Origin of the sequence: Bradyrhizobium sp. UFLA01-814, from assembly GCF_046718885.1 — a bacterium.
GTDB lineage: Bacteria > Pseudomonadota > Alphaproteobacteria > Rhizobiales > Xanthobacteraceae > Bradyrhizobium > Bradyrhizobium elkanii.
In genome coordinates this window covers 1-13,805 of record NZ_JAQOSR010000054.1, presented here as the reverse complement: position 1 = coordinate 13,805, position 13,805 = coordinate 1, and the positions used below count along the sequence as shown (strand labels likewise).

General features: G+C 65.0%; 15 protein-coding genes and 1 other RNA gene. 3 read left to right on the top strand and 13 right to left on the bottom strand.

Annotated elements, in window-relative coordinates:
• Window positions 1–183 precede the first annotated feature (183 nt).
• Entirely contained in the window at window positions 184–1,113 is a 930-nt protein-coding gene (miaA, locus tag PMN64_RS18215) for a tRNA (adenosine(37)-N6)-dimethylallyltransferase MiaA (RefSeq protein ID WP_411781653.1), read from the bottom strand.
• Between miaA and serB the strand changes: the two genes are divergently transcribed.
• Window positions 1,112–2,017, top strand: coding sequence for a phosphoserine phosphatase SerB (gene serB / locus PMN64_RS18210; protein ID WP_411781627.1), 906 nt, complete (start codon window positions 1,112–1,114; stop codon window positions 2,015–2,017). The genes miaA and serB overlap by 2 nt on opposite strands.
• Before the next feature lie 149 nt (window positions 2,018–2,166).
• Here serB and PMN64_RS18205 read toward each other — a convergent pair whose 3' ends face one another.
• The 12 genes from PMN64_RS18205 to PMN64_RS18150 form a co-directional block, all read right to left on the bottom strand.
• Window positions 2,167–3,663, bottom strand: a complete 1,497-nt coding sequence (locus tag PMN64_RS18205; RefSeq protein ID WP_028342344.1) for a Do family serine endopeptidase — start codon at window positions 3,661–3,663, stop codon at window positions 2,167–2,169.
• 265 nt (window positions 3,664–3,928) lie between these two features.
• Window positions 3,929–4,129, bottom strand: a complete 201-nt coding sequence (locus tag PMN64_RS18200) for a DUF2065 domain-containing protein (protein WP_028332483.1) — start codon at window positions 4,127–4,129, stop codon at window positions 3,929–3,931.
• A gap of 94 nt (window positions 4,130–4,223) precedes the next feature.
• The gene (hflC, locus tag PMN64_RS18195; protein WP_411781626.1) at window positions 4,224–5,123 is read right to left on the bottom strand and encodes a protease modulator HflC; all 900 of its coding nucleotides are present in this window, start codon (window positions 5,121–5,123) and stop codon (window positions 4,224–4,226) included.
• Window positions 5,120–6,259, bottom strand: coding sequence for an FtsH protease activity modulator HflK (gene hflK, locus PMN64_RS18190; protein WP_028342342.1), 1,140 nt, complete (start codon window positions 6,257–6,259; stop codon window positions 5,120–5,122). The genes hflC and hflK overlap by 4 nt, the downstream gene beginning before the upstream one ends.
• 144 nt (window positions 6,260–6,403) lie before the next feature.
• Window positions 6,404–6,916: a dihydrofolate reductase gene (locus tag PMN64_RS18185; protein ID WP_304496390.1), complete on the bottom strand. Its 513-nt coding sequence runs from the start codon at window positions 6,914–6,916 to the stop codon at window positions 6,404–6,406.
• The gene (locus PMN64_RS18180; RefSeq protein ID WP_411781625.1) at window positions 6,916–7,401 is read right to left on the bottom strand and encodes an N-acetyltransferase family protein; all 486 of its coding nucleotides are present in this window, start codon (window positions 7,399–7,401) and stop codon (window positions 6,916–6,918) included. The genes PMN64_RS18185 and PMN64_RS18180 overlap by 1 nt, the downstream gene beginning before the upstream one ends.
• Before the next feature lie 20 nt (window positions 7,402–7,421).
• On the bottom strand, window positions 7,422–8,216 hold the full coding sequence (locus PMN64_RS18175; protein WP_028332488.1) for a thymidylate synthase: 795 nt from the start codon (window positions 8,214–8,216) through the stop codon (window positions 7,422–7,424).
• A 174-nt stretch (window positions 8,217–8,390) separates the two neighbouring features.
• Entirely contained in the window at window positions 8,391–9,371 is a 981-nt protein-coding gene (locus PMN64_RS18170; protein WP_304496392.1) for a tripartite tricarboxylate transporter substrate binding protein BugD, read from the bottom strand.
• A gap of 184 nt (window positions 9,372–9,555) precedes the next feature.
• Window positions 9,556–11,070, bottom strand: a complete 1,515-nt coding sequence (locus PMN64_RS18165; protein WP_028342337.1) for a tripartite tricarboxylate transporter permease — start codon at window positions 11,068–11,070, stop codon at window positions 9,556–9,558.
• 7 nt (window positions 11,071–11,077) lie between these two features.
• The gene (locus tag PMN64_RS18160) at window positions 11,078–11,578 is read right to left on the bottom strand and encodes a tripartite tricarboxylate transporter TctB family protein (RefSeq protein WP_411781624.1); all 501 of its coding nucleotides are present in this window, start codon (window positions 11,576–11,578) and stop codon (window positions 11,078–11,080) included.
• Between the two features lie 92 nt (window positions 11,579–11,670).
• The gene (locus PMN64_RS18155) at window positions 11,671–12,204 is read right to left on the bottom strand and encodes a chromate transporter (protein WP_411781623.1); all 534 of its coding nucleotides are present in this window, start codon (window positions 12,202–12,204) and stop codon (window positions 11,671–11,673) included.
• On the bottom strand, window positions 12,201–12,812 hold the full coding sequence (locus PMN64_RS18150; protein ID WP_411781622.1) for a chromate transporter: 612 nt from the start codon (window positions 12,810–12,812) through the stop codon (window positions 12,201–12,203). The genes PMN64_RS18155 and PMN64_RS18150 overlap by 4 nt, the downstream gene beginning before the upstream one ends.
• Window positions 12,813–12,888: 76 nt before the next feature.
• Here PMN64_RS18150 and ssrA point away from each other — a divergent pair.
• Together ssrA and PMN64_RS18140 are read left to right on the top strand one after the other, a co-directional pair.
• Window positions 12,889–13,245, top strand: a transfer-messenger RNA (tmRNA) gene (gene ssrA, locus PMN64_RS18145).
• Between the two features lie 148 nt (window positions 13,246–13,393).
• Window positions 13,394–13,805 (top strand): SspB family protein (locus PMN64_RS18140; protein WP_411781621.1); only part of this gene is annotated, 412 nt, incomplete at its 3' end.

The window sequence follows — 13,805 nt, the reverse complement described above, 5'->3', positions numbered from 1 at the left end:
TTTCCGTACTCTACCGGGGTTCCGCTCGTTCGGCGAGCGTTTTTGCGCAGGCGAACGCGCATGGCTGACGGGCGTGCGCTGCCAGCAGCTCGGCGGGGTCCGTAGCCCGGATGAAGCGAAGCGAAATCCGGGACCAGCGTCTCCCGCGGCGGGGTCCCCGGATTGCGCTGCGCTTCATCCGGGCTACGGGACCCGGCTCTCCAGCCATTCCCCGCCAGCTTCCGGCACCACCCAGTCGAACTCCGGGAGCTGATGGCGAAACCAGGTGAACTGGCGCTTCGCATAATGGCGGGTGTCGGCCCGGCCGATCTCAGCCGCCTCCTCGCGGCTGATCTCGCCCTTGAGGTGCCGGATCAGCGCCGGCACCCCATGGGCCTTCATCGCCGGCAGCAGCGGATCGAGCCCACGGGCCGCCAGCGCCGCGACCTCGTCGAGCGCGCCGGTATCGAGCATGACACCGAACCGGGCGTCGATCCGTGCATAGAGCGTCTCGCGCTCCGGCGCGAGAAACAGCGCATGAAAATCGCCCGGCGGCAGCAGTGGCGGCAGGCCCTCGCGATGCCAATCCGGCAGTGGGCGGCCGGTGGCCTCGACGACCTCGAGCGCGCGCGCGATGCGGGTGCGGTCGCGGGGCTTCAGCCGCTCGGCCGACACCGGGTCGCGCACTGCAAGCTCGGCATGCAGCGCCTCGACGCCGCGCTGCTCGAGCCGTGCGCGCACGTCGTCGCGCACATCAGCCGGGATCGGCGGCACCGCCGATAAGCCGCGCGTCAGCGCCTTGAAATAAAGGCCCGAGCCGCCGATGAAGATCGGCAGCCGTCCTTGCGCACGCGCCTCGCCGAGCACCTTCGCCGCGTCAGTCACCCAGGCGCCGGCGGAGAAATTCACGCCGGCGTCGACATGGCCGTAGAGCCGGTGCGGAACCAGCGCCTCTTCGCCTGCGGTCGGCCGCGCCGTGATGATCCGGAGGTCACGATAGACCTGCATGGAGTCGGTGTTGATCACGACCCCGCCGGTCCGCTGCGCGAGTTCGAGTGCCAGCGCCGACTTGCCGCTGGCGGTCGGCCCTGCGATAAGCACTGCCTTGTTCAACAATCCCGAATGCGCCTGCATGTCCCTCGTTGCCACGCTGATCTGCAATCCTGCAAGCCCCGCGCTCGACTCCACCATCGTCGACGGTGCGCGGGCCGTGCTGCCCTCACCCGGCCCGGCGCAGTGGCTGTCCAACGAAGTCGCCGCCGACATTCCGTTCGAAAGCGAGGACAGCAGCAGGGACGGTATCAAGGCGATCGAGGAACGCCTTCGCCAGGCCCGCGGCGACCTGCCGATCGACATTGTCGTGCAGCCTCGCATCGCCCGGCGCAAGAAGCTTTTTCTGGCCGACATGGATTCCACCATGATCGGCCAGGAGTGCATCGACGAGCTCGCCGACTTCGCCGGGCTCAAGGCACATGTCGCTGCTATCACCGAGCGCGCGATGCGCGGCGAGATCGAGTTCGAGTCCGCGCTGCGCGAGCGGGTGGCGCTGCTCAAGGGCCTGCCGGTCAGCGTGGTCGACGAGGTGCTCGACAAGCGCATCACGCTGACGCCGGGCGGCCGCGAACTGGTCATGACCATGCGCGCGCACGGCGCCTATACTTGCCTGATCTCGGGCGGCTTCACCTTGTTCACCAAGGTGGTCGCGGCGAAGGTCGGCTTTCAGGAGAACCGCGCCAACCAGCTGCAGGTCGCAGGCGGCAAGTTGACCGGCGAGGTGGTCGAACCGATCCTCGGCCGCGCCACCAAACTCGCCACCCTGATCGAGCTCACCGAATCCTTCGATCTCGACGACCTCGACACGCTGGTAGTGGGCGACGGCGCCAACGATCTCGGCATGATCCAGGCTGCGGGCCTCGGCGTTGCCTATCACGCCAAGCCGGCGGTCGCGGCCGCGGCCGCGGTCCGGATCGACCACGGCGATCTCACCGCGCTGCTGTACGCGCAGGGCTATCGGCGGGATGAGTTCGTCGAGAATTGATCCTCGGCGTCGTCCCGGCCGAGTGCGCGCTTGCGCACGGAGCCGGGACCCATAACCACCGATGCCGGTTACCTGGAAAAGCCGTTGCCCACTTCCTCAACAAGAGAGGCCGCGGGGTATGGGTCCCGGCTTTCGCCGGGACGACACGCCTACTGCACGCCGAGCGCGACGAAGCGCAGTTCGCCGTCGCCGTTCGAGACCAGCAGCAGCACGGACTTCTTGCCGTCCTTCTTGAGCTGATCGACGCGCTTCTTGATGTCGGCGGCACTCGACACCGCCTCCTGCGCCACCTCGACGATGACATCGCCCGCCGACAGCCGCTTCTCGGCGGCATCGGAGTTGCCGTCGACGCTGGTGACGACGACGCCCTTTACGCTGTCCTTGATCTTGTACTTGGTGCGCAGGTCCTTGCTCAGCGCCGCGAGGTCGAGACCGAGCGCCTTCTGGGTCACCGGCTTCTCGGCGGTGTCGTCCTTCGACTTGGCGTTCACCTGCTGAACCTTCTCGTTGTCCTCGAGCCGGCCGAGCGTGACCTTGCGGGTCTCCTCATTGCCCTTGCGGATGACGACGACGTCGACTTCCTTGCCGACCGCCGTGTCGGCAACGATGCGCGACAGATCCTTGGGATCCTTGACGTCCTTGCCGTCGAACTTGACGACGACGTCGCCGGGTTCGATGCCCGCCGGCTTGGCCGGCCCCTTGTCGTCGACACCGGCAACCAGCGCGCCGCGCGCCGGCTTGATGTTGAGGCTGTCGGCGATCTCGTCGGTGACCTGCTGGATGCGCACGCCGAGCCAGCCCCGGCGCAGCTCGCCGAATTTCTGCAGCTGGTCGACGACGCCGGCCACGGTCTTCGACGGCACCGCGAAGCCGAGGCCGATCGAACCGCCGGTCGGCGAGATGATCAGCGTGTTAACGCCAATCACCTCACCATCGAGGTTGAACAGCGGACCGCCGGAATTGCCGCGGTTGATGGCGGCGTCGGTCTGGATGTAGCTGTCATACGGGCCCTGGCTGATGTCGCGGTTCTTGGCCGAGACGATGCCCGCGGTCACCGTGCCGCCGAGGCTGAACGGGTTGCCGATCGCGACCACCCAGTCGCCGAGCCGGATCTTGTCGCTGTCGCCGAACTTGACCGCGGTGAGCGGCTTCGACGGCTTGAATTTCAGGACCGCGAGGTCGGTCTTCTTGTCGACGCCGACCAGCTCGGCCTTGATCTTGGTGCCGTCGTTGAGGATGACGTTGATCTCGTCGGCGTCGGCGATGACGTGGTTGTTGGTGACGACGATGCCCGCGGTGTCGACGATGAAGCCCGAGCCGAGCGAGTTGGTCTTGCGTGGCTGGAACTCACCGCTCTTGTCGCCGCCCTTGCCAGGCGGCCCGCGGCGGTTCTTGAAGAAGTCGTCGAAGAATTCCTCGAACGGCGAGCCCGGCGGCAGCTGCGGCATCGTCCTGTCCTTGGCCTCGACGGTCTGCGACGTCGAGATGTTGACGACGGCGTCGATCACCTTCTCGGCGATGTCGGCGATGCCTTCAGGACCGCGTGCGAACGCCGGCACGGAGCTCAGCATGCTCGCAGCACCGATCGAGATCGCGGCTCCCATCATGCGGAAGCGGCGGCTCAGGGCTGGTCTGGCAGCGGTCATGTCGGAGTTTCTCCAGGCAAACGGGTTCAAATGAGCTGGTTACAGAGTGCGCCCGAACGGGCATACGGCGCAAGCATCTCACCCCGGCATTTCGGCGAAAAACCGGCTGCGAGAGGCTCACGATTATGTTCAGTCTTGCTCGTCATTCCGGGGCGGCCCGACAGGGCCGAACCCCAGAGGCGCAATTGCGCCTTGGGGAATCTCAAGGTTCCCCGATGCGCAATCGCGCATTGGCGGTCATGCTTCGCATGCTCCGGAACGGCGACTATCTCCGCACCACCCAGATCAGCACAAGCCCGGCGACCGCCGAGCCGATACCGACGATGCGCAGGATGTTGTCGGGCGTCGCCAGCGCGCTCTTCATCGCCCGGCGCATCCAGGCGGGGCTTGCCGCGAACAGGATGCCTTCAAGCACGAACAGGATTCCCAACCCGATGAGGAAGTCGCCGAACGCTATGGACTTCATCGGATGGCAGCCTCCCGCTCGATACTTGTTGTTTTTGGTCGGCGGCGAAGCGTCATCCGCATCGCCGCCAAGTCCCGATGTTCAAGTCGTGACGTTACTGTTTCGGCGTGGCGGCCGCCTCAGGCAACCTGCCATTTGCACCGCCGAAGTATCTGAAGAATTCCGAGTCCGGCCGCAACAGGAAACGCGTGTCGCTGGATCGCAGGCCGTTCTCATAAGCCGTCATCGAGCGATAGAACGCGAAGAAGTCCTTGTCCTTGCCATAGGCTTCGGCGAACAGGCGGTTGCGCTCGGCATCGCCCGCACCGCGGGTCTGGTCCGCGGCCGAGTTCGCCTCGGCGACGATCACGGTCGCTTCGCGGTCGGCCCTGGAGCGGATCTCCTGAGCCTTCTGGTCACCCTGGGCACGGAACTCGGCCGCCTCGCGCTCACGTTCGGTCTTCATCCGGTTGTAGACGGCCTGGCTGTTCTGCTCCGGCAGGTCGGCGCGGCGGATTCGGACGTCGACGACCTCGATGCCGTATCCGTCCGCTTCCCTGTCGAGCTGCTCGCGAATCCGCTGCATCAGCTTCTCGCGATCGTCACGCACCACGGTGATGAAGTTGACCTCGCCGAGCACGCGGCGCAGCGCCGCGTTCAGCAGCGTGGTCAGCTGCAGATTGGCTGCCTGGATCGAGCCGACGCTGGTGTAGTAGCGCAACGCATTCTTGATGCGATAGCGCGCGAAGGCATCGACCACGAGCCGCTTCTGGTCGGAGGCGATCACCTCCTGCGACGGGTTTTCCAGATCGAGGATGCGCTTGTCGACGTTGATCACCGAATTCCATGGCGCCTTGAAGTGCAGACCGGGCTCGGTGACGATGTCGACCGGCTCGCCGAACCGCAAGACAATGGTCTGCTCGGTCTGCTGCACGGTGAACACCGAGCTGTAGCCGACGGCGAGCACAATGAAGAGGATGATCAGGGACACAATGCCGGTGACGGGGGACCTCATCGGGTGGCTCCCTGCTGCTGGCCGGTCGTGGCCGGTGCCGCCGGACGCCGCGGCGTCAGTTCGCCGAGCGGAAGGTAGGGCACGATGTTCTGGCCCGGGCCGCCGTCATAAACCAGCTTCTCGGAGCCGCCGAGCACTTTTTCCATGGTCTCCAGATAGATGCGCTCGCGCGTCACGTCGGGTGCCTTCTTGTACTCTTCATAGACTTTCAGGAAGCGTGCGCTCTGGCCCTTGGCGTCGGCGACCGCCTGCTCCTTGTAGCCTTCGGCGGCCTGCAGGATCTGCGCGGAACGACCGCGCGCTTCCGGCACGATCCGGTTGGCGTAGGTCTGTGCCTCGTTCTGCTTGCGCTCGAGGTCGGCGCGCGCCGCCTGCACGTCGCGGAATGCGTCGATCACCTGCGCCGGCGGATCGACCTTCTGCATCTGCACCTGCGTGATCTGGATGCCCGCGTTGTAGGTATCGAGCGTCCTCTGCATCAGCTCCTGGACGCTCTGCTCGGTGACATTGCGCGCCCCGGTCAGGATCGGCTGGATCTGCGAGCGGCCGATCACCTCACGCATCGCGCTTTCGGCAACCGCCTTCACGGTGCCTTCGGGATTCTGGATGTTGAACAGATAGGCGCCGGCCCCACCCGGCTTGATGCGCCACAGCACCGTGAAGTCGACGTCGACGATGTTCTCGTCGCCGGTCAGCATCAGGCTCTCTTCCGGCACGTCGCGCATGGTGCGGCCGCGGCGAGCGGGATCGTCGATCAGGGTCATGCCGATCGAGATCGTGTTGACGCGCAGCGCTTTCGGCAGCAGCACTGTCTCAATCGGATATGGCAGGTGATAGCGCAGGCCCGGCTGCGCATCGCGGACATATTTGCCGAAGCGCAGCACGACGCCGAGCTCTTCGGACTGCACGCGGAAGATGCCGGTCGCGAACCAGATCGCCAGCGCGGCGACCAGCACCAGCGCGACGCCCATGCCGCTGAAATGCCCGCCGGGCAGCCACTGCTGCAGGCGGTCCTGGCCGCGCCGCAGCAGATCCTCAAGATCCGGCGGCCTTGGCCCGGCTGACTGCGGACCGGTGCCCCATGGCCCTTTCGGGCCCGAGCCCCAGGGCCCCCCGCCTTGATTTTTCCACGGCATCAAACATCTCCTCGGCAAGTCCGGACGGGACGCCCGGCCTCGAATGTCCGGCCCGGTTATAGGGGACCGCTAGGGCCCTTACAACGCAAGCTTCCTGGCCGGACGAGCTATGCGCCGGGGCATAATTGTCAATGCAAACATTGGTTAACCCCGGCCGCGCCGACGATATGTCACATAGGAGAAGTCGGCACTGTCGTCCGGACCTGCGGGATTTCGCACGCGCGCCACCTCGTCCCATTGCTGCGCATCGATTTTGTCGAACCGCGTGTCGCCGTCCGGCCGGGCGTGGACCTCGGTGATCTCAAGGCGATCGGCGGTGCCGATCCACTGCGCGTAGATTTCCGCGCCACCGATGATTGCAATCTCAGTGGCGAAACGCCGCAGCGCGTCACCAAGCGCAATAGCGCGGGCGTTTTCAAACGACGTCGTGACGATGGCGCCGCCCGCGCGGTAGTTGGCATCGCGCGTCACCACGATGTTGGTGCGGCCCGGCAGCGGCCTGCGCAGGGACTCAAAGGTCTTGCGCCCCATCACGACGGGCTTGTTCAGCGTGATCGCCTTGAAGCGCTGCTGGTCGGATTTCAGCCGCCACGGAATAGCGTTGTCGCTCCCGATCACGCCGTTCTCGGCGACCGCTACGACGAGCACGATCTCCATCAGCGCATCCCTTCCGCGAGCGTCAACAGCGCCTCGCCGGAGACGCGGCAAATCGTCCATTCGTCCATCATCTCGGCGCCGAGCGACTTGTAGAATGCAATCGACGGCGCGTTCCAGTCGAGCACCGCCCACTGCAGGCGCGACCAGCCATTGGCGAGGCATTGCTTCGCCAGATGCACGAGCAGCGCCTTGCCGATGCCCATGCCGCGCAGCGCCGGACGCACGAAGAGGTCTTCGAGATAGATGCCGTGACGGCCGGCGAAGGTCGAGAAGTTGACGAACCAGACCGCGAAGCCGGCAGGCTCGCCGTTCCATTCCGCGATGTCGCAATAAAGCCGCGGATTGGCGCCGAACAGCGCGTCGGCGATATCGGCCTCGCTGGCGTGAACCTCATGCAGAAGCTTTTCGTATTCGGCAAGTTCGCGGACCAGCGAGAACACCAGTCCGGCCTCATCGGGCCGCGCGCGGCGGATCGTCAGCGACATTCAATCCCTCGGACCGCAACTCATACCGCCACCTCGGCCTTGATGTGCGGATGCGGGTCGTAACCTTCGAGTTTGAAGTCCTCGTAGCGGAACGCGAAGATATCCTTCACGTCCGGATTGATCGCCATCGTCGGCAACGGCCGCGTCGGCCGCGTCAGTTGCAGGCGCGCCTGCTCGAGATGGTTCGAGTAGAGGTGCGCGTCGCCGAGCGAGTGCACGAAATCGCCGGGCTTGAGCCCGGTCACCTGCGCGACCATCATGGTGAGCAGCGCATAGGAGGCGATGTTGAAGGGCACGCCGAGGAAGACGTCGCCCGAGCGCTGATAGAGCTGACAGGACAATTTGCCGTTGGCGACATAGAACTGGAACAGGCAATGGCACGGCGGCAGCGCCATCTTGTCGACCTCGGCCGGATTCCAGGCGCTGACGATCAGCCGCCGCGAGTCCGGATTGCGCTTGATCATCTCGACCACGCCAGCGATCTGGTCGATGCTGCGGCCATCCGGCGCGGGCCACGACCGCCATTGCGAGCCGTACACCGGACCGAGGTCGCCGTTGGCGTCGGCCCATTCGTCCCAGATCGTGACGCCGTTGTCGTTGAGATATTTGATGTTGGTGTCGCCGGCGAGGAACCATAGCAGCTCGTGCACGATCGCCTTCAGCGGCAGCCGCTTGGTGGTCAGCATCGGGAAGCCGGCCGCGAGGTTGAAACGCATCTGATGACCGAAGATCGACAGCGTCCCGGTGCCGGTGCGGTCGTGCTTCTCGGCACCGTCGGCGAGGATGCGTTCGAGCAGGTCGTGATACTGGTTCATGGCGTCTGTTTCGGGCTTTCCAGAGAACGGCCAATGTAGCGGCCAAGGCCGCCGGTCGGCACGCTGATTCGGCTGAACGCGCCGATTATACCCTGAAAAATGAGCACTCCGCGCCAAACGACAAGGGGCGGAGCTCGCGTCCCGCCCCTGTCCTATCCACTTGATCGTGCTGGATTAAGTTGCCGGCTTGAGCACCGGCGTCCACTTCGCGATCTCGTTCTTGACGAGGGTCGCGAGCGCCTCCGGCGTGCGGTTGGCCGGCGCCGGGATCACGCTGCCGAGCTCAAGCAGGCGCTTGCGGACGTTCTCATCGTCGAGCGCCTTGATGGCCGCGGCATTCAATGTGGCGATGATGGCGGGCGAAGTTCCCTTCGGCGCGAAAATCGCATTCCAGGCCTGGGCCTGGAATGCCGGCAAACCGGCTTCCGTCGTGGTCGGCACATTGGGCAGCGACGGGTTGCGCTCGGGGGTGGCGACCGCATAGGCCTTGATGGTGCCGGCGTTGATCTGCGGCACCGCGTTGACGATCTGGTCGCACATGTAGTCGACCTGGCCGGCGACCAGCGCATTCATGGCCGGGCCGGTGCCGTTGAAGGGCACGCCGACCGGCTTGATGCCGAGGATCGAGTTCAGGAGTTCGCAGGAGGCGTGCGAGACCGAGCCGATGCCGGCATGCGCGGCGTTGACCTTCTCGGCATTGGCCTTCACGTAGGTGACGAATTCCTTGAGATCCTTCGGCGGAAAGTCCTTGCGGGCAAGGATCAGGATCGGCGTGCCGGCGAGCAGCGCGACGGGCTCGAAATCCTTTTCCGGGTGATAGGCAAGCTTCGGATAGAGCGGCACGGAGGCGGCGTGCGTGCCCATATGCCCTGTGATCAACGTATAGCCGTCATTGGCGGCGCGTGCGGCGCGCGTCGTGGCGGTGGTGCCGCCGGCGCCAACCACGTTCTCGATCACGATGCTCTGTCCCAGCGTCTGCGCCATGTTCGCGGTGACGATGCGCGAGATAACGTCGGTCGGGCCGCCGGCTGCGAACGGCACGATCATGGTGATGGTGCGGGTCGGATAATTTTGCGCGGACGCCGGCATGGCGAATGCGCCGAGCGCTACAAATGCCGAAAGGCATGCGCCCGCAAGCGAGCGAATGGACATCATCTCAATTCCTCCCGGAACGTTTGACCAATAAAAATGCCGGCCAAATCGGCCGGCATTTTCATTTCACGGGACGACATCGAGTGTCGATTCGACTTCCGCCTGCGGCGCGCCGACGCAGGGCCGGCGGCTCGCTGTTTGAGCATGATCTATCCGGAAAACCGCTTCACACTTTTCCGGATCATGCTCAGCCCTCGGATTCGACGAACACTTCGTCGCGCTTGGCACGCAAGGTCGGCAGCACGGCCAGCACCAGGAGACCGGCCGCGATCGCCAGCAGCACCGCCGACAGCGGCCGCGAGACGAACACGCTCCAGTCGCCGCGCGAGATCAACAGCGCGCGACGCAGGTTCTCCTCCATCAGCGGGCCCAGCACCATGCCGAGCAGCAGCGGTGCCGGCTCGAAATCATGCTTGATCAGCCAATAACCGACGAGGCCGAACACGCCTGCGAGCACGACGTCGACCGGCGCGTTGTTCACCGAGTAGATGCCGATCGCGCAGAACACCACGATCGAGGGGAACATCAGCCGGTACGGCACGCGCAGCAGACGGACCCAGATGCCCACCAGCGGCAGGTTGATGATGATCAGCATCAGATTGCCGATCCACATCGAGGCGATCATGCCCCAGACCAGATCGGGCTGCTTCTGCATCACCTGCGGACCCGGCACGATGCCGTGAATGGTCATCGCGCCGACCATCAGCGCCATCACCGCGTTCGGCGGGATGCCGAGCGTAAGCAGCGGGATGAACGAGGTCTGCGCCGCGGCGTTGTTGGCGCTTTCCGGCGCCGCCACGCCCTCGATCGCGCCGCGGCCGAACCGCTTCGGATCCTTCGCCAGCTTCTTCTCCAGCGTATAAGCCGCGAACGAGGCGATCACGGCGCCGCCGCCCGGCAGGATGCCGAGGATCGAGCCGAGCACCGTGCCGCGCAGGATCGCCGGCGTGGAATCCGCGAGGTCCTTCCTGGTCGGCATCAGGCCGGTGATCTTCTGCTGGACCAGGTTGCGGTTCATCTCGGCGCCGTGGTCGAGGTTGCGAATGATCTCCGCGAAGCCGAACACGCCCATTGCCACGGTGGCAAAGCCGAGACCGTCGGCGAGCTCGGGGATGTTGAAGGCCATGCGCGAGGCGCCGGTCTCGATGTCGGAGCCGACCATCGACAGCAACAGGCCGAACACGATCATCGCGATTGCCTTCAGCACCGAGCCCTTGGCGAGCACCACCGCGAAGATCAGGCCGAGCACCATCAGCGAGAAATATTCAGCCGGGCCGAATGCCAGCGCGAGCTTGGTCAGCGGCGCGCCGAGCACGGCGATCAGCACGGTCGCGACGCAGCCGGCGAAGAACGAGCCGATCGCGGCGATCGCCAGAGCCGGACCGGCGCGGCCCTGCTTGGCCATCTGGTGGCCGTCAAGCGCGGTGACCACGGAGGTCGCCTCGCCTGGAATATTGACCAGGATCGAGGTGGTCGAGCCGCCATATTGCGCACCGTAATAGATGCCGGCGAGCATGATCAGCGCACCGACCGGCGGCAGGCCGAAGGTGATCGGCAGCAGCATGGCCACGGTGGCGATGGTGCCGATGCCCGGCAGCACACCGACCAGCGTGCCGACCAGCGCGCCGATCAGGCACATCAGAAGGTTGATCGGCGAGAATGCGACCGCGAAACCGTGGGCGAGATTGGCGAACAGTTCCATCACGCCCTCACTGGATCAGGAAACGCGGGAACATCGGCATCGGAAGTCCCAGCACATAGGGGAACAGCAGCGCGCAGCCGAGGGTCAGACAGGCGCCGACAATGACGGCCTCGACCAATTTCGTCTCCTGCGAGCCCATTGCCGCGATCATGAAGGCGGCAAAGGCGGAGACCACAAGCCCGAGCGGCCGGATCGCCAATGCGAAGAACACGATCGCCGCGGATACGAACAACGGGCCGCGCCAGGAATAGGCCGCGATATGCGGGCCGGCCTGCAGAACTCCCATCAGCGCGACACCACCGCCGAGCAACAGCAGCAGCACGGCGAACATGCGCGGCGCGGTTCCGGCGCCGAACGAAAATCCGTGCATGCCCTGCAAATCGCTCGAGGCCCACAAAGCAAACAGCGCAACCGCCACCATGGCGAGCCCGCCGACAAAGTCCTGCGGACCGCGCACCCATTTCGGCAAGATCGATTTGACCGGCGCCTCGCTCGGCGTATCGCTCATGACTTCGCTTCCCCCGTCAGGGCTGTCCCGCCCGTTTTGATTGAATGGCTGGCTTGCGGTCCGTTGACCGAAAGCCTTGCTAGCGATTTTCGTCAGATAACGCCAGCGAAACCCAAGAGGCCTCCGGCCAGCAACATCCACAAAGGGTTGATCCGCGTCGCAAAAGCAAGCGCGGCCGCGACAATGGTGATCAGGACCGCGATCCAACTTTGGTCTGAGGTCTGCGCCACGATCAGGCCGGACGCCGCCATCAGACCGATCGACAACGGAACCAGTGCCGCCTGGATGATCGCCGGCCAGCGCGCGTCGCGCGAGCGATCGAGGAAACGGCTCACATAATAGGCAAGCAGCGCGGTCGGTCCGCACATCGCCACCGTCGCGGCCAACGCCCCGGCGACGCCTGCGACAGAATAGCCTATCAAGGTCACGATCAGCACATTCGGCCCCGGCGAGAGCTGCGAGATCGCGAATACGTCGGCGAACTGCTTGTCGGTCAGCCAGTGATGCACGTCGACGGCGGCACGGTGCATTTCGGGAATCGCCGAATTGGCGCCGCCGACCGCAAACAGCGACATCAGCCCGAAGGTCCAGACCAGCGCTGCGATCGGGTTGGACCCCGAGCTCATGCCCGCACCATGCGGCGGGCCAGGACCGTCGTCGCAATACTGAGCGGGATCGCCACCAGCAGCACGATCTGGAGCGGCCACCGGATCAGTCCGATCGCGACGAAAACCGCAGCCAAAATGACGAGGCCCGTGACATCGCGCCGCTTCAGGAGCGGCATCATCATCTTGAAGACGACGGCGAACAGCAGCCCGACCGCGGCGCAGGCGACGCCGGCGAGCGTCCGGCGCAGCACATCGATGTCGCCGTAACGGGCATAGAGCGCGGCAAGGATGGTCGCGATCACCATCGGCGGCCCGACCAGCCCGGCGAAGGCCGCGAGCCCGCCGGCTATGCCGCGAAAGCGCGAGCCGAACACGAACGACAGGTTGACGATGTTCGGACCTGGCAGGAAATGGCACAGCGCGAAGGTCTCGTTGAACTCCTCCGCGGTCATCCAGCGGTGTTGCTCGACGATCGCGCGCCGGGCCCAGACCAGAACCCCGCCAAAGCCGGCCAGCGACATCTTGGCAAAGGCCAGGAACAGCTCGAGCAGGCCGGGCTGGTGGGGCGGCGATGGTGTGGAGGCATCCGGCGCCGGGGCGGCAACCGGCGGGGATTCCGGGGACATGGACAAAATCTAGAACGGTGCCGGGAGCCGGGCCAACCCAATTTGGTGTGTTTTCACAGCTGAAAGGGCCTGAATCGGCTCTGTTTTTCTACGACTTTGCCGCTATATTGGGAGTGCCGGTTCGCCGGCTATGGAAATAAATGACCGTCGCAATAAACCATTCGGACCCGGGGGCGGTACCCGGCGCCTCCACCAAAACCCATCCGTCGCGGTGGCTTTCGGCGGGGGCGAAATAGGATCGACGAGGGCGTAAAGGGCGTGTTTTTTCTCGGTATGGTTCCGCCGACATCGGGCCAATGCAATAGTTGCCAACGACAACTTTGCTCCGGTTGCTCAGGCTGCGTAACGCAGTTTGAAAGACCATCTTAAAGTCCTAGCGGGTTAAGCTCCGCTAGGCGGGGTTCGGAGGCACCTGGCAACAGAAGCCTCCACTTCATTCCTTGTTTCCCAATCGGGCGTCCGCGCGCATTTCAGCGGCCAGCCCTGCTGATTTCCGGCTCCCGGCGGGGTAGCATGGCAAAAGGGCGAGTCGGACGGTCCGGCGTCGCCCCGGCGGGCATTTTCGAAGCGACAGGATCACCATGGCGACCGATCACATCCGATATGACGTGCTGGCGCGCGATGCGCTGCGCGGGGTGCTGCGCCGGGTGTTGTCCGACGCCGCCGAACATGGCCTGCCGGGTGAGCATCATTTCTACATCACCTTCCTGTCGCACGGCGACGGCGTGAAGCTGTCGCCCCGGCTGCTCGCGCAATACCCCGAGGAGATGACCATCATCCTGCAGCACCAGTTCTGGGATCTGGTGGTGACCGAGGATCGCTTCGAGGTCGGCCTGTCGTTCGGCGGGATTCCCGAGCGGCTGACCGTGCCGTTCGCCGCGGTGACGCGCTTCCTCGATCCGTCCGCGCCGTTCGATTTGCGCTTCGATGTCTCGGACGCACTGTCCGAAGACTGTCTCTTATACACATCTCCGAGCCCACGAGACTTAGGAT